This is a genomic window from Limnohabitans sp. (assembly GCF_031538885.1).
In the GTDB taxonomy this organism is placed as follows: domain Bacteria; phylum Pseudomonadota; class Gammaproteobacteria; order Burkholderiales; family Burkholderiaceae_C; genus Limnohabitans.
The window spans coordinates 19,839-41,213 of record NZ_JAVKLW010000060.1; the positions used below are offsets into that span (position 1 = coordinate 19,839).

General features: G+C 58.3%; 23 protein-coding genes and 1 pseudogene. 13 read left to right on the plus strand and 11 right to left on the minus strand.

The window, feature by feature from the left end; translation table 11 throughout:
- Nucleotides 1-2: 2 nt before the first annotated feature.
- Genes gspD through RMS03_RS04480 form a run of 5 tightly spaced genes read left to right on the plus strand, consistent with a single transcriptional unit; the run spans nucleotide 3 to nucleotide 7,640 of the window.
- Nucleotides 3-2,168: a type II secretion system secretin GspD gene (gene gspD, locus RMS03_RS04460; RefSeq protein WP_310625900.1), complete on the plus strand. Its 2,166-nt coding sequence runs from the start codon at nucleotides 3-5 to the stop codon at nucleotides 2,166-2,168.
- 3 nt (nucleotides 2,169-2,171) lie between these two features.
- The gene (locus RMS03_RS04465; RefSeq protein ID WP_310625901.1) at nucleotides 2,172-3,560 is read left to right on the plus strand and encodes an ATPase, T2SS/T4P/T4SS family; all 1,389 of its coding nucleotides are present in this window, start codon (nucleotides 2,172-2,174) and stop codon (nucleotides 3,558-3,560) included.
- A 23-nt stretch (nucleotides 3,561-3,583) separates the two neighbouring features.
- The gene (gspF, locus tag RMS03_RS04470) at nucleotides 3,584-4,798 is read left to right on the plus strand and encodes a type II secretion system inner membrane protein GspF (protein WP_310625902.1); all 1,215 of its coding nucleotides are present in this window, start codon (nucleotides 3,584-3,586) and stop codon (nucleotides 4,796-4,798) included.
- Between the two features lie 2 nt (nucleotides 4,799-4,800).
- Nucleotides 4,801-5,703, plus strand: a complete 903-nt coding sequence (locus RMS03_RS04475) for a 5'-nucleotidase (RefSeq protein ID WP_310625903.1) — start codon at nucleotides 4,801-4,803, stop codon at nucleotides 5,701-5,703.
- A gap of 5 nt (nucleotides 5,704-5,708) precedes the next feature.
- On the plus strand, nucleotides 5,709-7,640 hold the full coding sequence (locus tag RMS03_RS04480; protein WP_310625904.1) for an ABC transporter ATP-binding protein/permease: 1,932 nt from the start codon (nucleotides 5,709-5,711) through the stop codon (nucleotides 7,638-7,640).
- A 56-nt stretch (nucleotides 7,641-7,696) separates the two neighbouring features.
- Here the strand turns inward: RMS03_RS04480 and queC are convergent, their stop codons facing one another.
- Together queC and RMS03_RS04490 are read right to left on the minus strand one after the other, a co-directional pair.
- On the minus strand, nucleotides 7,697-8,410 hold the full coding sequence (queC, locus tag RMS03_RS04485; protein WP_310625919.1) for a 7-cyano-7-deazaguanine synthase QueC: 714 nt from the start codon (nucleotides 8,408-8,410) through the stop codon (nucleotides 7,697-7,699).
- Between the two features lie 27 nt (nucleotides 8,411-8,437).
- The gene (locus tag RMS03_RS04490) at nucleotides 8,438-9,013 is read right to left on the minus strand and encodes a TIGR00645 family protein (protein ID WP_310625905.1); all 576 of its coding nucleotides are present in this window, start codon (nucleotides 9,011-9,013) and stop codon (nucleotides 8,438-8,440) included.
- Nucleotides 9,014-9,070: 57 nt separating this feature from the next.
- Here RMS03_RS04490 and RMS03_RS04495 point away from each other — a divergent pair, with 57 nt between their 5' ends.
- From RMS03_RS04495 to RMS03_RS04505, 3 genes are all read left to right on the plus strand, one after another.
- Nucleotides 9,071-9,631 carry a YggT family protein gene (locus tag RMS03_RS04495; RefSeq protein WP_310625906.1) on the plus strand — a complete coding sequence of 187 codons (561 nt, stop codon included), beginning with the start codon at nucleotides 9,071-9,073 and terminating at the stop codon, nucleotides 9,629-9,631.
- A 22-nt stretch (nucleotides 9,632-9,653) separates the two neighbouring features.
- On the plus strand, nucleotides 9,654-10,220 hold the full coding sequence (locus RMS03_RS04500) for a lipocalin family protein (protein WP_310625907.1): 567 nt from the start codon (nucleotides 9,654-9,656) through the stop codon (nucleotides 10,218-10,220).
- A gap of 140 nt (nucleotides 10,221-10,360) precedes the next feature.
- Complete coding sequence (locus tag RMS03_RS04505) at nucleotides 10,361-11,401, plus strand: methionine synthase (RefSeq protein ID WP_310625908.1); 1,041 nt, start codon at nucleotides 10,361-10,363, stop codon at nucleotides 11,399-11,401.
- A gap of 173 nt (nucleotides 11,402-11,574) precedes the next feature.
- Here the strand turns inward: RMS03_RS04505 and RMS03_RS04510 are convergent, their stop codons facing one another.
- From RMS03_RS04510 to RMS03_RS04545, 8 genes and pseudogenes are all read right to left on the minus strand, one after another.
- The gene (locus tag RMS03_RS04510; protein WP_310625909.1) at nucleotides 11,575-12,099 is read right to left on the minus strand and encodes a hemerythrin domain-containing protein; all 525 of its coding nucleotides are present in this window, start codon (nucleotides 12,097-12,099) and stop codon (nucleotides 11,575-11,577) included.
- 126 nt (nucleotides 12,100-12,225) lie between these two features.
- Nucleotides 12,226-13,557, minus strand: a pseudogene (locus tag RMS03_RS04515) (MFS transporter); the annotation flags it as partial.
- A gap of 6 nt (nucleotides 13,558-13,563) precedes the next feature.
- The gene (gene bktB / locus RMS03_RS04520; protein WP_310625910.1) at nucleotides 13,564-14,745 is read right to left on the minus strand and encodes a beta-ketothiolase BktB; all 1,182 of its coding nucleotides are present in this window, start codon (nucleotides 14,743-14,745) and stop codon (nucleotides 13,564-13,566) included.
- Between the two features lie 62 nt (nucleotides 14,746-14,807).
- On the minus strand, nucleotides 14,808-15,488 hold the full coding sequence (locus RMS03_RS04525; protein ID WP_310625911.1) for an RluA family pseudouridine synthase: 681 nt from the start codon (nucleotides 15,486-15,488) through the stop codon (nucleotides 14,808-14,810).
- A 12-nt stretch (nucleotides 15,489-15,500) separates the two neighbouring features.
- Nucleotides 15,501-15,806 carry a 2Fe-2S iron-sulfur cluster-binding protein gene (locus tag RMS03_RS04530; protein ID WP_310625912.1) on the minus strand — a complete coding sequence of 102 codons (306 nt, stop codon included), beginning with the start codon at nucleotides 15,804-15,806 and terminating at the stop codon, nucleotides 15,501-15,503.
- The gene (locus tag RMS03_RS04535) at nucleotides 15,803-16,084 is read right to left on the minus strand and encodes a hypothetical protein (protein ID WP_405023496.1); all 282 of its coding nucleotides are present in this window, start codon (nucleotides 16,082-16,084) and stop codon (nucleotides 15,803-15,805) included. The genes RMS03_RS04530 and RMS03_RS04535 overlap by 4 nt, the downstream gene beginning before the upstream one ends.
- Nucleotides 16,084-16,224 (minus strand): hypothetical protein, encoded by a 141-nt coding sequence (locus tag RMS03_RS04540; RefSeq protein WP_310625913.1) that lies wholly within the window; start codon nucleotides 16,222-16,224, stop codon nucleotides 16,084-16,086. Before RMS03_RS04540 ends, RMS03_RS04535 begins: the two co-directional genes overlap by 1 nt.
- 73 nt (nucleotides 16,225-16,297) lie before the next feature.
- Entirely contained in the window at nucleotides 16,298-16,834 is a 537-nt protein-coding gene (locus RMS03_RS04545; RefSeq protein WP_310625914.1) for a pseudouridine synthase, read from the minus strand.
- A 77-nt stretch (nucleotides 16,835-16,911) separates the two neighbouring features.
- Here RMS03_RS04545 and RMS03_RS04550 point away from each other — a divergent pair, with 77 nt between their 5' ends.
- Nucleotides 16,912-17,640, plus strand: a complete 729-nt coding sequence (locus RMS03_RS04550; RefSeq protein ID WP_310625915.1) for an SOS response-associated peptidase family protein — start codon at nucleotides 16,912-16,914, stop codon at nucleotides 17,638-17,640.
- On the opposite strand, the gene RMS03_RS04555 is transcribed toward RMS03_RS04550, so the two are convergent.
- On the minus strand, nucleotides 17,585-17,815 hold the full coding sequence (locus tag RMS03_RS04555; protein WP_405023497.1) for a hypothetical protein: 231 nt from the start codon (nucleotides 17,813-17,815) through the stop codon (nucleotides 17,585-17,587). The two genes, RMS03_RS04550 and RMS03_RS04555, sit on opposite strands and share 56 nt — an antisense overlap.
- A gap of 212 nt (nucleotides 17,816-18,027) precedes the next feature.
- On the opposite strand from RMS03_RS04555, the gene ybiB reads away from it, so the two are divergent.
- From ybiB to rpsU, 4 genes are all read left to right on the plus strand, one after another.
- Nucleotides 18,028-18,927, plus strand: coding sequence for a DNA-binding protein YbiB (gene ybiB, locus RMS03_RS04560; RefSeq protein WP_310625916.1), 900 nt, complete (start codon nucleotides 18,028-18,030; stop codon nucleotides 18,925-18,927).
- 3 nt (nucleotides 18,928-18,930) lie between these two features.
- Nucleotides 18,931-19,722, plus strand: a complete 792-nt coding sequence (gene cobA, locus RMS03_RS04565; protein ID WP_310625917.1) for a uroporphyrinogen-III C-methyltransferase — start codon at nucleotides 18,931-18,933, stop codon at nucleotides 19,720-19,722.
- Nucleotides 19,723-19,771: 49 nt separating this feature from the next.
- Entirely contained in the window at nucleotides 19,772-21,022 is a 1,251-nt protein-coding gene (locus RMS03_RS04570; RefSeq protein WP_310625918.1) for an NAD(P)/FAD-dependent oxidoreductase, read from the plus strand.
- 136 nt (nucleotides 21,023-21,158) lie between these two features.
- Nucleotides 21,159-21,371: a 30S ribosomal protein S21 gene (rpsU, locus tag RMS03_RS04575; RefSeq protein ID WP_006296472.1), complete on the plus strand. Its 213-nt coding sequence runs from the start codon at nucleotides 21,159-21,161 to the stop codon at nucleotides 21,369-21,371.
- The last annotated feature ends 4 nt before the right edge of the window (nucleotides 21,372-21,375 follow it).

Genomic DNA, 21,375 nt, shown 5'->3' on the forward strand with positions numbered 1-21,375 from the left:
CCATGACGAAGCTTTTTCCCTCCATTGCCTCCTCGCTCGCCATCAGCTTGGCTTTCACTCCCGCACTCACGGCTTTCAGCGTGGCGTACGCTGCGCCACTGGCCAAGAAAACCGCCTCGCAGCAACCCATCACGTTGAACTTTGTCAATGCTGAGATCGAATCCGTCGCGCGCACGCTCGCGACGCTGTCCAACCGCAACTTGGTGGTGGACCCCCGTGTCAAAGGCACCATCAACCTCAGCACCGAACTGCCCGTATCGCCCAACGAAGCATGGGGCCAATTTTTAGCCGCCTTGCGTTTGCAAGGCTTCGCCATGGTCGAGACCAAAGGCCTCTACAAAATCGTGCCTGAAGCCGATGCCAAGCTGCAAGGCGGCACAGTGCAGGAAATCGAAAAAATCGGTGCCAACACCAGTAACGGCCAAATCGTCACGCACATCTTTAAGCTCAACTTCGAGCAAGCCAACAATTTATTGCCCGTGCTGCGCCCGCTCATCAGCCCCAACAACACCATCAACGTCAACCCCGGCAACAACTCCATCATCATCACCGACTACGCCGACAACTTGCAGCGCATGGCCCGCATCATCGCCACGTTGGATGTCTCCAACGCCAGCGATGTGGAAGTGATTCAACTCAAGCACGCCATCGCGGTGGACTTGGCGCCACTGGTGTTGCGCTTGGTGGAGTCGGGCAGCAACATCGCACAAGCCCCAGCAGCACCCGGTCAAACAGGTGCCGAATACAAAACCACCTTGCTGGCCGAGCCACGCAGCAACACACTCATCTTGCGTGCCGCCAACCCCGCACGCGTTGCCTTGGTGAAGTCACTGGTGGCCAAACTTGACCAACCCAGTGGCAACGACCCCAGCGGCAACATCCATGTGGTGTATTTGAAAAACGCCGATGCCACCAAACTGGCCACCACCTTGCGTGCCGCCGTCAGCGGCCAAGCCACTGCCGCTGCGGGCAGCGCCCCAGGGCTGTCCAACACCACGTCCAACACGGGTATGACGGGGAGCACACTCGGCTCCAGCAACACAAGCGCCAGCGCAGGGGCTGCTACGGGTGGTCAAATCCAAGCCGACACGGCCACCAACTCGCTCATCATCACAGCGCCCGAACCGCAATACCGCCAGCTGCGTGCCGTGATTGACATGCTCGACCAACGCCGCGCCCAAGTAATGGTGGAGAGCTTGATTGCCGAGGTCAACGCAGACAAGGCCGCGCAAATGGGCATTCAGTGGCAAACCGCTGCGGGCAAAGCCGGCAGCACCGTGGGCATCATGGGCACCAACTTCAACAACACCATCAGCACCACCATCGGACAAGGCAACATCATCAATGCGTCTGGTGGCGCGACGGCACTTGGCGCACTCGGCGGTGGCCTCAACATCGGTTCAGCCAAACAGATCAACGGCACCTATGTGTTGAGCAGCTTGGCTACCTTCTTGCAACAAAACGGCGAAGGCAATGTGTTGTCCACGCCCACGCTGCTGACCCTCGACAACGAAGAGGCCAAGATTGTGGTGGGCCAAAACGTGCCCTTCGTCACGGGCCAATACACCAACAACAACAACACCAACGGTTCGGTCAACCCGTTCCAAACGGTGGAGCGCAAAGACGTGGGTTTGACGCTCAAGGTCAAACCACAAATCAGCGAGACCGGCACCGTCAAACTCACCATCTTCCAAGAGGTCTCTAGCGTGGTGGCTAACTCCGTGGGCTCCACCACGGGCTTGATCACCAACAAGCGCAGCATCGAGTCCAATGTGTTGGTCGACGACGGCTCCATCATCGTGCTGGGTGGTTTGCTGTCTGACGAGTACTCGGGCTCGGCCAACCAGGTGCCGGGCTTGGGCGACATCCCTGTACTCGGCTGGTTGTTCAAAAGCGAAAGCCGCTCACGCAGCAAGAAAAACCTGATGGTGTTCTTGCGCCCTGTCGTCGTGCGCGATGCCGCTGCCTCTGACGCCCTCAGCAACAACCGCTACCAACAAATGATGGGCTTGCAGCAAGCTGCACAACCCAGCTTCAACCCTTTCTTAGGCTCTGGCAATTCGCCCGTGCTACCACCGCCGCCCGTGCCCAAACCGAAAGTTGAAACACCCACAGAGAAAGTGGATGCGCCTCCCGCTTCAGCCTCCACGGTGACGCCAGCCCAATAACCCATGCGTCGCCCACTGCCCTACGCCTTTGCCCGCACCCACCAGCTCTTGCTGGAGGATGATGGTCACACCCTGACGCTGTGGCACAGCGATGCGCCCGACTGGAGCGCTTGGAGCGAGGTCACGCGGCGTCACGCGGTGCAGTCGTTTGAGTACACCGACAAAGCCACACTGGCCAAGCGCATCAGCGAAGCCTACGCCCAAGCCGACAGCAACGCCGCCGCCGTGGTGAGCGAGGTCGAGAGTGACGCCGACCTCACCCGCATGATGCAAGAGCTACCCGCCGTAGAGGACTTGCTCGAAGCCGCGGACGACGCGCCCATCATCCGCATGCTCAACGCCCTGCTGACCCAAGCTGCGCGTGATGGCGCCAGCGACATCCACATCGAGCCGTATGAGCGCCACAGCAGCGTGCGCTTCCGCGTGGACGGAACCTTGCGTGAGGTGGTACAACCCAACCGCGCTTTACATGCCGCCCTCATCTCACGCTTGAAAATCATGGCAGAACTGGACATCGCCGAAAAACGTTTGCCGCAAGACGGCCGCATCTCGCTGCGTCTGGGTCAACGCGCCATAGACGTGCGCGTGTCCACCTTGCCCAGTGCGCATGGCGAACGCGCCGTGCTGCGTTTGCTCGACAAAACCGAAAGCAAACTCAGCCTGCAAGCCGTGGGCATGGAAGGCCAGACCCTGCAACGCTTTGAGGCGCTGGTCAAACAACCACACGGCATCATCTTGGTCACGGGCCCCACGGGCTCGGGCAAGACCACCACACTCTACGCAGCGCTGCAAGGGCTCGATGCCACCCGCAACAACATCATGACGGTGGAAGACCCGATTGAATATGAGCTAGCAGGCGTGGGCCAAACCCAAGTGAACCCCAAGATCGACTTGGACTTTGCCAAAGCCCTGCGCGCCATCCTGCGCCAAGACCCAGACATCATCATGATTGGTGAGATTCGCGATTACGAGACCGCGCAAATCGCCATTCAAGCCTCGCTCACCGGCCACTTGGTGTTGGCCACGCTGCACACCAACGATGCGGCCAGCGCCATCACGCGCTTGACCGACATGGGCGTGGAGCCCTTCTTGCTCAGCTCCTCGCTCTTGGGTGTGCTGGCCCAACGACTGCTGCGAAAAGTCTGCACGCACTGCTCAGGCAAAGGGTGTGAAGCATGTGCCCACAGCGGCTACCAAGGCCGTACTGGTATTTTTGAATTGCTCACCACCAACGACGCCATTCGCGCCCTCATCCACAACCAAGCCAGCGAAGCCCAGTTGCGTGAAGCCGCCTTGGCGCACGGCATGACACTGATGCGCGACGACGGCGAGCGCTTGGTGCGTAGCGGCGTCTCCACCCGCGAAGAGCTGGTGCGTGTGACGCGCGATTGACGCCGCCACAGCCCAACCGCCCCATGCCCACCTACACCTTCGAAGCTCTCGACCCCCAAGGCCAAACCCGCCGTGGTGTGCTAGAGGCCGATACCGCTCGCACCGTACGCACGCAACTGCGTGCGCAAGCGTTGGTGCCGCTCAAAGTCGAGCTGACGCAACGCGTCAGCCGTGGTTTGAACACCGTCATTTGGGAGAGCAAGGTGTTCAGCAGCACCGCATTGGCGGTATGGACACGCCAGCTCTCGGGCTTGGTGTCAGCGGGCTTGCCACTGGAGCGCGCCCTCGCCGCTTTGAGTGACGAAGCCGAGACGCCGCGCCAACGCGATTTGGTATCGACCCTGCGGACCGAGGTGAATGCAGGTGCCCCGTTTGCCAAAGCACTGGCTCAGCACCCACGTGAGTTCTCAGCCACGTACATGGCCGTCATCGGTGCCGGCGAACAAAGCGGGCATTTGGGTTTGGTCCTTGAACGTTTGGCCGACGATTTACAAGAGCAACAAAACCTGCAAAGCAAGCTCTTGGCTGCGGGCTTATACCCTGTCATCGTGAGTTTGGTGGCACTGGTGATTGTTTTGTTTTTGCTGGCCTATGTGGTGCCACAAGTCGCGCAAGTGTTTGGCAGCAACCAGCAAAAATTACCCGCGCTCACGAGCGTGATGTTGGCACTGAGCAGCTTCGTGCAGGACTTCTGGCTGTGGGGTGTGCTGTTGATTGCAGCCTTTGCCGCTGGCGCGCGTGCGGCCTTGAAACAAACTGAAATGCGCCTGCGCTTTGATGCCGCATGGTTGCAGCTGCCCCTGATGGGGCGCTTGGCCCGAGGCTACAACGCTGCGCGTTTTGCCAGCACGCTGGCCATGCTGGCGGGGGCCGGTGTGCCTATTTTGAAATCCCTGCAAGCCGCGGCAGACACCCTCAGCAACACAGCCCTCAAGCGCGACGCGCAAGATGCGCTGGTGCTGGTGCGTGAAGGCGCACCGCTGGCCTCGGCCTTAGCACAACACCCACGCTTCCCGCGTTTACTGGTGATGTTTGCGCGCCTCGGCGAGCAAACCGGCACCTTGCCGACCATGCTACAACGCGCCGCCACACAACTGAGCGAAGAGGTGCAACGCCGGGCTTTGCAACTGGCAACAATTCTGGAGCCACTACTCATCGTGGCAATGGGCGCGATGGTGATGCTCATCGTTTTAGCCGTGATGCTGCCCATCATTCAACTCAATCAGTGGGTGAGGTAAATATGAGCATTTCACTCGCCGGTAAGTTAGTCGTCGCCATCTCTTCAAGGGCGCTGTTCGACTTCGAAGAAGAAAACCAAGTCTTTGAGCAAGGCGATGACCGTGCTTATATGAATTTGCAGCTTGCGCGCTTAGAGACACAGGCCAAACCTGGTGTGGCATTTTCGTTGGTGCAAAAGCTCTTGGCCTTCAACACCACTGATGCGCAACGCGTGGAAGTGGTGATCCTCTCGCGCAACGACCCCGTCAGCGGCATGCGGGTGATGAAGTCAGCCGCGCATTACAAGCTGCCCATCATCCGTTGCACCTTCACACGCGGGCAATCGCCGTGGCGCTATTTGCGTCCTCTCAATGCCAACTTATTTTTGTCCACCCATTTGTCGGATGTGCGCTCGGCCCTCGATGCAGGTGTGCCCGCCGCACAGGTGTACCCACACTCAGCCCACGCGTCTGAGGCCAACCCGCACGAAGTCCGCATTGCGTTTGACGGGGATGCGGTACTGTTCAGCGACGAGGCGGAGCGGGTGTTTCAAGCGCAAGGCTTGGATGCGTTTCAGCAACACGAAAAAACCAATGCCGCGCAGCCCTTGCCCGCAGGCCCGTTCAAGCCGCTACTGGCCGCCTTACAGGTGTTGCAACAAGCAGGTACGCCGCACATGCGGATTCGCACCGCGCTGGTCACCGCACGCAGTGCGCCCGCACACGAGCGTGCGATTCGCACCTTGATGAACTGGAACATTGAGGTTGATGAAGCCATGTTTTTAGGGGGGCTAGAAAAAGGTGAGTTCTTGCGCGAGTTTGAACCCGATTTTTTCTTTGACGACCAAACCGGTCACATCGAATCTGCTGCCCGACACGTCCCCGCCGGCCATGTGGCCAGTGGCGTGCGCAACACTTCAACCTGAAAAACATGAACGCATTTCGCACAGTCGCCAACAACGTGGCGACGAACTGGCAAAAAAGCCGCTTGCAGCTCAGTCGAGTTTGGGCTTTGTCCCTGCCCTACTTTCAGTCCGAAGAGAAATGGCGCGCCCGCATGCTGCTGGCCGCTTGCGTGGGCTTGAACCTCGGCATGGTGTACATGATGGTGCTGCTCAACAACTGGAACCGCGTGTTCTATGACGCCCTGCAAAACCGCAATTCGGAAGTTTTTTGGAAGCAACTTGGCGTCTTCGCCATGCTGGCGACTTGCTTCATCATCGTGGCGGTGTACCGCTTCTACCTCACGCAGTTGCTGGAAGTGCGCTGGCGTGCATGGATGACGCGTGACTACTTGCAACGCTGGCTCACGGGTCATGTGTTTTACCAACTGGAGCTGCAAAGCAAAAACGGCACCGACAACCCGGACCAACGGATTCAAGAAGACGTGCAACAGTTCACGGCAGACACTGTGGGTTTGTCTTTGGGGTTACTCGATGCCACTGTGACGCTGCTGAGTTTTGTGGGCATTTTGTGGTCGCTCTCCGGCGGTTTTAGTTTTGAGGTGGCGGGCACGACCTACAACCTTCCCGGCTTCATGGTGTGGATGGCCTTGGCTTATGCGCTGGCTGGCAGCTTGATTGGGCACTGGATTGGCCGCTCCATGGCCTCGCTCAACTTTGCCCAACAACGCCTAGAAGCCGATTTTCGTCACCACCTCATGCGTGTGCGCGAGTACAGCGAAGCCATTGCCTTAGACCGTGGCGGCAAGGTAGAGCGTCTGTCACTGCAAGAGCGCTTCAAGCTGGTGCTGGACAACTTCATGAGTTTGTTGCGTGTGCAAAAACGTTACACCTGGTTCAACTCGGGCTATGGCCAAGCGGCGGTGGTGTTTCCCATGTTGGTGGCGTCCCCACGCTATTTCAGTGGTGCGATTCAACTGGGTGAGTTGATGCAAATTTCATCGGCCTTCGGCCAAGTGCAAGAGTCGCTGAGTTGGTTCATCAGCAACTACAGCCGCTTGGCCGCGTGGCAAGCGACCACCCTGCGTTTGACGAGCTTTCACGATCAAATGCTGGCCATCAAAACCACCGTGGCGGCAGAGCCTGAAGTGACGCCTCTGTCGTTCACGGGTGCGACAGCAGTCACGCACACAGGCATCAACGCCTTGCACACCACGCCTTTGACGGTATCGCTACCCAATGGCGAGGTGCTGCTGGCAGACACCTCACTCAATGCGGTGGCGGGCGACACGGTGCTGATCCGTGGTCCCTCGGGCTGCGGCAAGTCCACCTTGCTGCGCGTGCTGGCCGGCATTTGGCCGCACGCCACCTTCCCCACGCTCGGCACTGGCGTGTCCTCGCTGCCCCCCGAGGGGGACCAAACCACCTTGGGACGGCCCTGCGGTGGTTTGACCTCCCCCGCCCACGACCGCCGTGGCGAGCCCATCACTTACGGCCCTGTGGTGTTGCCCGAAGGCAGCGTGTTCATGCCGCAGCGCCCTTACTTTCCAGAAGGCACCTTGCGCCAAGCACTGGCCTACCCAGAAAGCGCCACGCATTACACCGACGAGGCCTTGAAACACGCGCTGTACGAAGCGCTATTGCCACACTTGACGTCCGAGCTAGACGCGGCAGGCCACTGGACGCAGCAGCTCTCCGGCGGTGAACAGCAACGCTTGGCCTTAGCCCGTGTGCTGCTCAAGCGCCCACGTTGGGTGTTTGCCGACGAGGCGACCAGCGCGTTGGACGAAGCCGGTGAAAAAGTGCTTTACGAAAAACTGCTGGCCATGGTGCGTGAAGAAGGCGGCGGCTTGGTGTCCATCGCACACCGCCCAGGTGTGGCCAGCTACCACGAAAAGCTATGGCAGTTTGTGCCTGCGCCTGTGGGCAGTGTGGCGAAGTTTGTGTTGATCGCAGAATAAAAAAGCGTGTGCGTGAAGTACACGCTTTGTGTCATGGCGCGAAGTCGACCGTCGGCTTACGCCTTCCAGCGCGCCCAGCCCTTGGCGCGCAAATCACACGCGGGGCAGGTGCCACAGCCATAGCCCCAGGCGTGGCGGTGCGTGCGGTCGCCCATGTAGCAGGTGTGGGTGTGCTCCACAATGAGGTCCACCAACTGATCCCCACCATCGGCCTGTGCCTTTTGACCCAGCTCATGCGCGAGTTGCCACGTCTGCGCTTTGTCGATCCACATCAACGGCGTCTCAATCAACAAGCGCCGGTCCATGCCCAGTGACAAGGCAATTTGCATGGCCTTCATGGTGTCGTCACGGCAATCGGGGTAGCCCGAAAAATCGGTTTCGCACACCCCAGTGACGATGACATCCAAATCACGACGATAGGCCAAGGCCGCCGCCAGCGTCAGGAACAACAAATTACGGCCCGGCACAAAGGTGTTGGGCAAGCCCGAGGCTTCCATCTTGAAGGCCATGTCGCGGGTCAGCGAGGTTTCACTGACTTGCCCCAACACACCAAGGTCGAGCAAATGGTCTTCGCCCAACTTCGGCGACCACTGTGGGAATTGCTGGCGAATTTGTGACAGCACCTCCATGCGCGCTTCTAACTCCACCAAGTGTCGTTGACGGTAGTCAAACGCCAAGGTTTCGACGCACTCGTATTGCGCAAGGGCATGGGCCAAGCAGGTGGTGGAGTCTTGCCCGCCTGAGAATAAAACCAGAGCGTTGCGGTGAATGGGGTGACGTGCTTGCATGCTTGGGGCTCAGTGCGAGGATTCTTTGGGATGTGAAATTTTGTCGGTCAGTGCAATGGCCAACGCACTGAGCAAGAAGGTGATGTGAATGATGGTTTGCCACATCAACACCTTCTCATCGTAGTTGGCGGCATTGATGAAGGTCTTGAGCAAATGGATGGAGGAAATGCCAATGATGGCCATGCCGAGTTTGACTTTCAGCACCGAGGCGTTGACGTGGTTCAACCACTCGGGCTGGTCTGGGTGGTCTTCCAAGTACATGCGCGAGACAAACGTCTCATAGCCGCCCACGATGACCATGATGAGCAGGTTGGAGATCATCGCCACGTCAATCAAGCCCAGCACCACCAGCATGGTGATTGACTCACTCAAGTGCGTCACCGTCACCCCATTTTTGTAGCCAATGCTGGTGACCAAGGCATCCAAGGCGGCTTGGCTGCCGAACGCAGCTTCAATCAAATGCACCAACTCCACCCAGAAATGGAACACATAGACCGTTTGCGCCGCAATGAGGCCCAAGTACAAAGGCAGTTGCAGCCAACGGCTGGCAAAAATGAACCGAGGCAAAGGGGGAATTTTTTTCATGGAGAACTATCTTTCGTCAAGATGCAAATTTTGCCTGAGCCCGCCTAAACTTAAGCCATGTTGTTACAAATTTTCTCTTTGATCCTTCACTTCGCCGTGGGCTTGGTGGCGGGCACTTGTTTGCTGCGCATGTACATGCATTTGCAGCGCGTCAACTTGTCGGTGAGTGGCGGCAACCCGATGGCGCCATTTGTGTTCGCCCTCACCAACTGGATCGTGCTGCCCGTGCGTCGCTTTGTGCCCGCCATCGGTCGTCTTGATGCCGCAAGCTTGGTGGCGGCTTATGGGGTGTTGTTGGCCAAACACTCGCTGCTGTGGTTGGTGGCGGGCGCAACCGCCCATTGGTTGAGCTGGGTGACTCACGCTGGGTTTGAGCTGGCCCATATGATGTTGACTAGCCTGATGTGGCTGATCATTGCTTATGCACTCATGTCTTGGTTCAGTGCGGCAACCGATGTACGGTATTTTTTAACCCCGTTGGTCGAGCCGCTGTTGCGCCCCCTGCGCCGTTTGTTGCCGCAGATGGGTGGGGTGGACTTGTCGCCCATCGCGCTGCTGCTGTTGATTCAAATCGCAGAGATCGTGCTGCACACCCTGCAAGCGCAATTTGTTTTTTAGATGCGTCGTTGGAGAAATGAGGATGACGCTCAAAACTCACTGGATCGCCCTGTGCATGGCATGTCTTGGTGTCAACGTGGCAGCGCAAGCCCCCGTCACCACGCCTGCGGCTTTGCCGCCTGTGACAACCATTGCCACGCTGGACTTGCCTCGGTACATGGGCACTTGGTATGAGGTGGCGAAGTTTCCCAACCGTTTTCAGCGCAAGTGTGTGGCCAACACCCGAGCACACTATTTGGCACAAACCGATGGCTCGGTGCAGGTGCTCAACAGTTGCACCACTGCCGAGAGTGACGCCATAGACGCACTAGGCTTAGCTAAACAAGTCGGGCCTGCCACCTCTGCCAAACTGCAAGTGCGCTTTGCACCTGCATGGCTGAGTTGGCTACCCCAGGTGTGGGGCGACTATTGGGTGATTGACCTTGACGCCGACTACCAACTGGCAGCCGTGAGCGACGCCCAACGCGAATACCTGTGGGTGCTGTCTCGCACACCACGCATCCCCGCCAAGGCCTATGACGCCCTGCTAGAGCGTCTCAAAGCACAGCACTTCGATGTGCAAAAACTAGAACGGACCACCCAACCCTAACAGGCTGCTGAAATACCCCTATGCTCAGTTCAACGCCGAAACCAAGACGCAGCCATTCGTCAAACCTTGCCCCAAGAGCCCGCCCTGACATCGACTGTCTGATTTCGCTTTTTTCATCAAACACCACTGGAGAGCACCTTATGTTTTCAACCGCCATTGCTGGCAGCCTGCCCAAACCCGAATGGTTGGCCGAAACCCACAAACTCTGGCCCAAGTGGCAAGCCGAGGGCGATGCCCTGCTGCAAGCCAAGGCCGATGCCACGCTGTTGTGGATCAAGGCCCAAGAAGACGCAGGCCTCGATGTGATTGGTGACGGCGAGCAATCGCGCCAACACTTTGTGCATGGTTTTTTAGAGCGGGTGGAAGGCATCGACTTTGAAAACAAAGTCACCATGGGCATTCGTAACAACCGCTACGACGCGCAAGTGCCGCAAGTCATTGCACCCCTGCGTCTCAAAGGCCGCGTGCATGCGTTTGAAGCGCAACTCGCCCGCGCTCACACGAACAAGAAACTCAAGTTCACCTTGCCCGGCCCGATGACCATCGTGGACACGGTGGCTGACCGTTTTTATGGCAAGGGCAAAGACGCCGTGCAAGGTCGTATCGACATGGCGTTTGCTTTTGCCGAATTACTCAACCAAGAAGCCTTGGCCTTGCAAGCCGATGGCGTGGACATCATCCAGTTTGATGAGCCTGCGTTCAACGTCTACTTGGAAGAAGCCGCAGATTGGGGCGTCAAAGCGCTAGAGCGCGCCGCACAAGGTTTGACCTGCACCACCGCCGTTCATATTTGTTATGGCTATGGCATTGAGGCCAACAACAACTGGAAGAAAACCCTGGGCGACGAGTGGCGTCAGTACGAAAAGGTGCTGCCCGCCTTGGCCAAGAGCAGCATCCAGCAAGTGAGCTTGGAGTGCTACCACTCGCATGTACCCCCCGAGATGATGGCTTTGCTCGAAGGCAAAGACGTGATGGTGGGCGTGATTGACGTGGCCAGTAACGTGATTGAAACGCCAGAGCAAATTGCCGACACCATTGGCATCGCCTTGAAGTACGTGCCTAAGAACCGACTGATTGCGTGTACCAACTGTGGCTTGGCACCGATGAGCCGTGAGGTGGCGGTGAAGAAGCTGGAGGCTTTGGCGGCTGGGGCTGCGTTGGCTCGTACGCGTTACGCCTGAGGTCGTTTTGTTGTCCCGCAAGCGTTCGCGCGCAAACCCACAGGCTCATGCAGCTTGAGTGTCTTGTGGAGCAAAGTCAAGGAGGAGAGAGGCGCATCGCGCCTCTCGGGGGACATGAACGTAACAAGGCGTCCAAGTTGCATGGGCCACCTCAGCCAACGAAATAAAAGACGCTAGTTAGAAGCGCAGCCGCTGTCACCACAGCGCCCGCTGCCGTGAACTTCGTCTGCAGGCAAGGCCTCAGTCGCTGAGACGATGCCTGTCTCTGCGTCATAACCCACACGTCGCAGATGCAGGGCCAAAGCGGCATCCATGGTTTGCGCGTGTTGGGGGAACCAAATGCCGAGTTCGTGCGCCATTTGACGCATGACGGCCATGTCGCCTTTGTCGCGGCCACGGCGCAAGCCTTCGCGCATCACTTCGAGGATGACGTTGTGCTGCATGGTGTGGCAGTTGCTGGATGAAAACTTGGTGTCTTTCATCCACTTGTCTTCGCCATCAAAGTGGTCTTCGGTGTGTTCAATCAATGCAGCAAATCGTTCGGCCAAGGCGTCGTCATCGGCCAGTTCGGTGGCAGCTAACAAGTCGACAAACTCACGGTGCGTGTCGTCCATGAAGTCCAGCTCTAGAGACAAAGCATCAGACCAAGCGAGTGTGACTTCGCGGATGGGCCGTGTGGCGGTGAGTGTGTCGGGCATAAGAGCTTTCGAATAAAACGGAGTGCTGGTTTGCTGCTGGTGACCAGTGCCAAGACTTTTTGGCTTTATGTGTGCAAGCTTAATTGTAGGAAACTGGCGTGCGCTTGCGCTGGGTCAAACCCCGCGCAACCAAGCAGCAAATCGGCGCAAATAACTGGGCTCGGCCAAGAAGATGGCCAGCGTCACAACCGCGTTGGCCACGCCAGTCCACAAGAAGATGTCGGGGATGGACAAGCCTGCGCTCAGCAGGGCGCCAGCCATGAGGGCGCTGGCAATCATGAACAGTGCGTTGATGATGTTGTTGGCCGCAATGATCCGTGCCACTTCGTGTGCCTTGCTCTCGATTTGAATCAAGGCATACATAGGGACACTGTAAATGCCCGTGAACAAGCTCAACAGCAGCAAGTCGGCCATGATGCGCCAGTGTTTGGTTTGCACGACGAAGGCGTTGATGTCCATTAACTCAGAAAAGGCCAAGTCGCCAGAGGCCACATACAAGTCCACCGCAAACAGCGTCATACCGACTGCACCCAATGGCACCAAGCCAATTTCCACACGTCCGCGGCTGAGGTATTCGCACAAAAGGGAACCCGCGCCAATGCCCACCGAGAACAGCACCAATAACAGAGAAGCGACTTGTGCATCGCCATGCAACACCTCTTTGGCAAAGCTGGGAAATTGACTTAAAAACACCGCGCCAAAAAACCACATCCAACTGATGCCCAACAGGGTTTGAAACACTTTGGCGTTGGTTCGCGCGAGCTGGAGGTTGTGCAGCGTTTCGGTAATTGGGTTCCAGTTCATGGTTTGCTCAGGGTGCGTAGCTGTGAGCGGCGGGATGTGTCCGCTCATCCAACGGCCCAACACCGCGACCCCTACGCAAGCTACTGCTACCGATGCGTGACCAATCTCAGGCATGGCCACCAACAAACCGCCCGCCACATTGCCCAGCAAAATGGCCACAAAGGTACCCATCTCCGTCATGCCGTTGCCACCTGTTAATTCGTGCTCACCTAAGACGCGTGGCAGGTACGAGTACTTCACGGGGCCAAACACGGTGGAGTGCAAGCCCATCAAAAAGGTGCACATCAGCAAGATGATGACTTCGTGCGTCATAAAGCCCACGGCAGCGAGTGCCATGATGCCAATTTCACAGTTCTTCACCCAGCGCATGATCACGGTGTGTTCGTGTTTTTCGGCCAGCTGTCCACTGGTAGCCGAGAACAACAAATAGGGAAGGATGAACAATGCGCCAATCACCAAACCCGCCAAAGACACGGGCAACCAACTCACGCTGAGCTGGTAGGTCACCATCACGGTGAAGGCGAACTTGAACAGGTTGTCGTTCGCTGCACCGCAAAACTGCGTCCAGAAAAACGGCCCAAACCGACGTTGATTTAACAGTGCGAACTGGTTGGCTTCGCGTTGGTTCAAGCTGTCGTCGGTTGGGCTCGTCATAGAGGATCAAAGACGCTCAAAAATAGCAGCGATGCCTTGGCCGCCACCAATACACATGGTGACCAAAGCGTACTTGCCGTTGATGCGTTGCAGTTCATACAAGGCCTTGACTGTAATCAAAGCGCCGGTCGCACCAATGGGGTGACCCAAAGAAATGCCAGAACCGTTGGGGTTGACTTTGGCAGGGTCTAGGCCTAACTCTTTGCTCACCGCACAGGCTTGCGCAGCGAAGGCTTCGTTGGCTTCAATCACGTCCATGTCGTTCGTGGTCAAGCCTGCTTTTTGCAAAGCAAGGCGTGATGCCGACACAGGGCCCATGCCCATGATTTTCGGGTCGAGGCCGGTGTGGGCATAAGAGACCAAACGTGCCAAGGGCTTGGCGCCACGCGCTTGTGCTGCTTTGGCTTCCATCAACACCACAGCGGCAGCCGCGTCGTTGATGCCTGAGGCGTTGCCTGCAGTGACCGTGCCGTTTTCTTTGACGAACACGGGCTTCAACTTGGTCATGTCTTCGAGCTTGCAGTTGGGGCGGAAGTGCTCGTCCGTGGTATAGGCCACATCGCCTTTTTTACTCTTGAGCATCACGGGCACGATTTGGTCTTTGAAGTAGCCCGCTTCAGTGGCACGTTGCGCACGGTTGTGGCTTTCCACCGCCAAGGCATCTTGCATCTCGCGGGTGATGCCAAATTTGGCCGCTACGTTTTCAGCGGTCACGCCCATGTGGATGGTGTGGAAGGGGTCGTGCAAGGCGCCGACCACCATGTCCACCATCTTGGTGTCCCCCATGCGTGCGCCCCAACGTGCGCTCAAGGATGCGTAAGGACCACGGCTCATGTTTTCAGCGCCGCCGCCAATGGCGATGTCGCAGTCGCCCAGCACGATGGCCTGGCTGGCGCTCACGATGGCTTGCAAGCCCGAGCCGCACAAGCGGTTCACGTTGAATGCGGGCGTGCCTTCGGCGCAACCGCCGTTGACGGCGGCCAAGCGCGACAGGTACATGTCTTTGGGCTCGGTGTTCACCACATGGCCAAACACCACATGGCCGACATCCTTGCCGTCTACATGGGCGCGAGCCAGTGATTCGCGCACCACTTGGGCGGCCAACTCGCTGGGGGGAATGTCTTTCAGGCTACCGCCGTAGGTACCAATAGCGGTACGAACACCGCTGACCATAACTACTTCACGCATCTTTGTCTCCATTTATAAAAGTTAGAACCAAATGAGTTTGCGCCGTTTGGGCTACAGATGTCTTACGCCGCAGGCCCTGAAACACAGGGGTTTGCCGCAGACCAAGCGACCGGCGCAGTAAAAAACATGGGCGCTTCACTGAAAGGGTGGGGAAACCCGATGTCTTGCGCGTGCAGCATCAGGCGCGGCGTGAGCGCCAAGATGTCGGGCGGCGCATACAGCGAATCGCCCAGCATGGGGTGACCCAAGCTTTGCATGTGCACGCGCAGTTGGTGGGTGCGGCCTGTGAAAGGCTCTAGCTCAATCAAGCTCGCAGTGTCAGCCGCTTGCACCATGCGCCACAAGCTCAGGCTGGGCTTGCCGTCAGGATGAATGATGTGGATGGGGCGACGCTCCCAGTCGAGCAGGATGTGGCCCTCAATGGCTCGCCAACCTTCCTCATTGGTGGGCACATGGGCTTGAGTGAGCAGTGGGTTGCCTGCCACCACCGCCACGTAGCGCTTGCTGACCTGACGGGTTTCAAACAAACGGCTGATGCGGCGCTGCGCTTCAATGCCACGCGCCATCACGATGAGGCCTGAGGTGTCTTGGTCGAGGCGGTGCACCACCAGTGCGTCGGTGTAAATGTCTTGCACGCGCTTGGACAAGCAGTCTTGCTTGTCGGGCCCGCGGCCTGGCACAGAGAGCAAGCCACTGGGCTTTTCGAACACCAGCAGGTGCTCGTCTTCGTAAATGGGTTTCATCTGCAGGTGACTTTATGTCGCGCGAGCCTGTGTTTGCTCCAGCACCACGTTCGTCGAGGGCCGCGCCACGCAGGGCAGCACATAGCCCTCGGCTTTTTCTTCGGCGCTCAGGCCAGGCCACTCGATGGTGTAGGCCACCTCGCCACTCAGCATGCGGCACACGCAGGTGCGGCAGGTGCCGTTGCGGCAAGAACTGGGCAGCTCCACGCGTGACAGCTCTGCCGCTTCCAGCAATGTGAGGTCGCCCTCCACGTCGTATTGCAGGCCAGCGGGCTCCACCTTCACGGTGAAGATTTCAAAACTCTCGGAGGCAGTCATGGTGAGGCGGGCAATGTCTCTTCGGCCTTGTCCAGCACCAGCGCGAGGTTGTCTAGCAAATCGGTTTGGCTGAACGAGCAGCTCTCTTCGACAAATAATGCGCTCGACTCCAACCGGTCTACCAGCGCAAGCCACACCGGTTCAAACTTGGGCGGCAAAGCTTTGAACAACGCCTCTTGTGAGCGTGCCGTTTGAATGAACACACGGTCGGTCCGCGCGTTGTTGCGCAAATCGGCCAATGCCATACGAAGGGTGGCGAGAGCAACGGCGGCAGACATTACTTGTTCTTCAATTTACCGCGTGGTGCGACGAATGTGGTGGGAGGGTTGGGACGATCCGAGGTGGCGGTCTTAGGAGGTGACGTGTCCTTTTTAGGCTTCTTCGTCATTTTGTTGCTGTGTTGTTCGCCTTTGGCCATAAGCCCTCCTTGAGGATCATCTCGGGTTGAGATGCCTAGGATGGTAAGTCACATTGCACGCCATCTGGATGGTTCACATCGGTTCTTCTTGCCAGGTGCCACTGGCTAAATCGCTCACGCTGTAGGGGCCAATGGCTGTGCGTATCAGGCGCAACGTGGGCAGGCCTACGGCAGCGGTCATGCGGCGCACTTGGCGGTTGCGGCCCTCGCGGATGGTGAGCTCGATCCACGAGGTGGGCAACGTCCGCCGCACGCGTATAGGCGGGTCGCGCTCCCACAGGTAGGCAGGGGCTTCTGCGGCGCGTGCGCGTGCGGGCAGCGTCAGGCCGTCGTTGAGCATCACGCCCCTGCACAGGGCTTGCAGCGCAGCCTCATCCGCCACACCCTCAACCTGCGCGAGGTAGGTCTTATCCATCTTGAAGCGCGGGTCGGCAATGCGCGCTTGCAACTGACCATCGTCAGTGAGCAGCAGCAGGCCTTCGCTGTCGGCGTCTAGGCGGCCTGCCACGTACACGCTGGGCAGGGCAATGAAGTCTTTCAGGCCGCGCCATTTCCCCTCGGGGGTGAACTGGCTCAGCACGCCGTAGGGCTTGTTAAAACGAATCAGCATGGGTGAGGGGAAACGAACGAAGGCTAGAGCGTATCAGCCCTTGGCAGGGCTTTGGCGCACGCGGCTACCATGGCCGCATGACTGCCCATTTTGAAAGCGTGCAAAACGCCGCGATGTACCCCGATGCTTTTGATGTGGCAGCCCCCGAAATTACTTTTGAACGCAACCTGTGGCCGCGCAAGCTGGGCTTGTTTGTGCGCAATGCGTCTGCGGCTGAAGGCGCTGCAACCGATGCCGCGCTTGCGATAGGGCTGGATGCCGAGCTTGACGCAGGCCTTGAGGCCAAGGCGCTGACAGCGCCCGTGCGCGAACTGGCTGTGGGCCAGTTTGGCTTTGTGCCACGTTGGGTCAAGTCGGCATCCGACGCCAAGCTGCGCGCCACCAAGATGGTGAATGCCCGCTCTGAAACCGTCACCACGTCCAACAACTTTCGTGATGCGTGGCTGGCGGGCCAGCGCTGCATCGTGCCCATGACGGCGTTTTTTGAAGACGACTGGCACAGTGGCAAAGCCTTGCCCACGCGCATCACCCGTGTGGACGGTAAGCCCATGGGCGTGGCGGGTATTTGGGAGCGTTGGGCCAAAGACGGCACAGAAATCATCAGCTTCACGCTACTCACCGTCAACGCCAACAGCCACGCCTTGCTGCACCGCTACCAACAAAGCGGCAATGAAAAGCGCATGCCCGTTATCTTGGGCGAAGGTGCGTATGGCGCATGGCTCCATACCAAGCCTGAGAAAGCTCGCGAATTTATGCGCGCTTACTCGGCTCAGTTGTTGACGGCCAACCCCGTCGAGCGAAAGTAATAACTTCACTTCGGTAACGAGAGAGCGTGGTGGCAGTTTCGGCCATGTCCAGTGGCACACCTTGGTGGCCTTCTTGGGCTTTGACGGTGGCGTCATTCGAGAGAAAACGAGTGGCGTGCGCCAGATTTTGTTGGGGTGTGCGTTCATGGCGCGGATTTTTGCCAGCCCGATGCATGCGCCAGCGATGAATACTCAGGTTTGCATGAATGGTGTTCAGGCCAGCTAGTTACGCTGACTTGGATCTACGGCATGTGTGAAATTGAATCGCCCCGAAAAACTCAACGGCCTTTTGCTCAACCAACGCACTTGACGTAACTTGCACAGCTGTGCCAGCTGGTGAATTGAACTTATAGCGATAAGTTATCAGGCCTGCGAGACAATCGCAGTATGAGCATCAGTCACTACATCAAAGAGATCGGACGTGGGCGCAATGGCGCCCGCGCCCTCACCCGCGAGCAAGCCACCGACTTGATGGGGCACATCCTGGACGGCACCGTGAGCGATTTGGAGCTGGGTGCTTTCTGCATCGCTATGCGCATCAAAAGTGAAACACCGCAAGAAATGGCGGGGTTCTTAGACGCCACACACACACGCCTACAGAAAATCCAAACGCAAAGCCCTGTCGTGGTTCTGCCCAGCTACAACGGTGCACGCAAGTTGCCGGTACTCACACCGTTGTTGGCCCATCTGCTGGCCCGCGAAGGTTTGGCCGTGGTCATGCACGGCACAGCCACCGAGTCCACCCGCATCACCAGCCAAGCGGTGTTGCACGCCATGGGCCAACAAGCCCTGACACAAGCCACGCCCGTGAACGTCGGTGAGGTGGTGTTTGTGCCCACCGAGGTGCTGTGCCCCGGCTTGCAGCGCTTGCTGGATGTGCGTCGTGTGGTGGGGCTGCGCAACCCTGCACACAGCTTGGTCAAACTGATGAACCCCACCACCGCAGACGCGCTGCTGGTCAGCAGCTACACCCACCCCGAGTACGCACTTTCCATGGCGGCCACATTTGAACTGACAGATGCGCGGGCGCTGCTGCTGCGCGGCACCGAAGGCGAAGTGGTCGCCGATGCCCGCCGCACCCCACAAATGGATGCCTTTGTGCACGGCACACGCACCCCCTTGGTTCCCGCCCAGGCTGGCTCACTCATCAAGCTGCCCGAGCTACCCACCGACATCGACGCCGCCAGCACCGCCCGCTACACCCAAGCAGTCCTTCAAGGTGCCCTGCCCGTGCCGGCACCCTTGGCGGCCCAAGTGCAAGCCGTGCTGCAAGCTTTGGAACTCTAAGACATGGCACACACAACACCGCCCCACCTCAGCCACGTCACCTTGGTCGGCGCAGGCCCGGGTGACCCAGAACTGCTCACCCTCAAAGCCGTCAAAGCCATTGCCTCGGCTACGGTGTTGTTGGTCGATGACTTGGTCAGCGACGCCATCACCGCACACGCCTCGCCCACAGCGCGCATCATTTACGTTGGCAAACGCGGCGGCTGCACATCCACCCCGCAGGCGTTCATCGAAAAATTCATGGTGCAAGAAGCACTGGCTGGCGAAACCGTGGTGCGCCTCAAAGGCGGCGATCCCTTTATTTTTGGCCGTGGTGGTGAAGAAGTCGAACACCTGCAAGCCCAAGGCATTGCCGTCACCGTCATCAATGGCATTACCTCCGGTTTGGCGGGCGTGACCTCGCTGGGCGTGCCACTCACCCACCGCGAACACGCGCATGGCGTGGTGTTCATCACAGGCCATGCCAAGCAAGGCAACGCCGACAGCGTGGACTGGGCAGCCTTGGGGCGCACCGCCCAGCAAGCCAAACTTACCTTGGTGATTTACATGGGCATGAATGGCGCCGCACAGCTACAAAAAGCGTTGCTGCAACACATGCGCCCAGACACACCCGTGGCCGTGATTCATCAGGTGAGCCTGCCCACGCAGCGCCACGCCCTGTGTGAGTTGCAGCACCTGCACGACACCATCGTTCGCGATCAATTAGTCAGCCCATCCGTCATCGTGGTGGGCGATGTGTTCAAAGGTTTGGTGGCATTGCAAAACGACGTTCAACTGCAAGTTTCTGTGGTTTAAGCGCAAGCGCTCTCTGTTTGCGCTGACGCGCCCCCACTAAACTCCGCGCATGAAAAGCTTTGACGTTGTGATTGTTGGCGCAGGTGCCGCTGGTTTGTTTTGTGCCGGTGTGGCGGCACAACAAGGGTTGCAGGTGCTGATCGTCGACCACAGCGAGAAGGTGGCCGAGAAAATCCGCATCTCAGGCGGTGGCCGCAGCAACTTCACCAACCGCGAGCTCGATGTGCGCGCCCCGCACAAACACTTCTTGGGCGACAACCCGCAGTTTTGCCGCAGTGCGCTGTCACGCTACACACCGCAAGACTTTGTAGCGCTCATGCAAACGCACCAGATCGCGTTTCACGAAAAGCACAAAGGCCAGTTGTTCTGCGACCGCTCGGCGGAAGACTTGATTCAAATGCTCTTAATCGAGTGCAACGGCTCAGCCAATGGTGGCAACGTGACACGCTGGCAGCCATGCAGCCTCACAGAGATTCGCTATTCAGATGTGGCATCCAAGGCCCTCCGCTACGAAGTGGGCACGTCACAAGGCACTGTGCAAGCCGCAGCGGTGGTGGTGGCCACGGGCGGTTTGTCCATCCCCAAAATCGGAGCCACCGACATCGGCTATCGCTTGGCTAAGCAGTTCAATCTGCGTGTGCTCGCAACCCGCCCGGGCTTGGTGCCGCTCACATTTGACAGCCAAGCTTGGGTACCCTACGTCCAGCTTTCGGGTTTGTCGCTACCCGTTCGCATTGAAACGGGCACCAAGAAAACGCGGCAAAGTTTCGACGAAGATTTGCTGTTCACCCATCGCGGCTTGTCGGGTCCAGGCGTACTACAAATCTCCAGTTATTGGCAGGCCGACACCGACATACGCATCAACCTTGCCCCCGAGGTGCCACTGCAAGAGGCGCTGATGCGCGCCAAACAACACTCGAAAAAACGAATCGCTAACGAGTTGAGTGCGTGGGTGCCCTCCCGCCTCGCCGACACGTGGACCGGCCAAGATTCAGCTTGGCAACGCCCTGTGATCGAGGCGAGCGACAAAGCCTTGCATCTGCTGACCCAACGCTTGAGCGCTTGGCCGCTCACGCCAACGGGGACCGAGGGTTATAAAAAAGCCGAAGTCACGGTGGGCGGCGTGGACACGCGCGACTTGTCGCAGCAAACCATGGAGTCCAAACAACCGGGCCTGTATTTCATTGGCGAAGTGGTGGACATCACCGGCTGGCTGGGGGGCTACAACTTCCAGTGGGCGTGGTCCAGCGCCCATGCTTGCGCAAAAGCCTTGGGCGAGCGGCTGAAATCGGTCGAATAAGTGGCTATAATTTTTGTCTTTGCTGGCAAACCCCCAACGGCCTGATCAATTTCATGTTGGGGAACACCGCAGGCAAGGCGCTTAGGCCCGATCTTCCTAGGCACCCTCTGACTGCAAATATTTGGAAACCTTGGTAATGACCACCATCCGTGTAAAAGAAAACGAACCGTTTGACGTCGCACTGCGCCGCTTCAAGCGGACCATTGAAAAACTGGGTCTGTTGACCGACTTGCGCGCTCGCGAGTTCTACGAGAAGCCAACCGCTGAACGTAAACGCAAAAAAGCAGCTGCCGTCAAGCGTAACTACAAGCGCATCCGCAGCATGCAGCTGCCCAAGAAGCTGTACTAAGCAG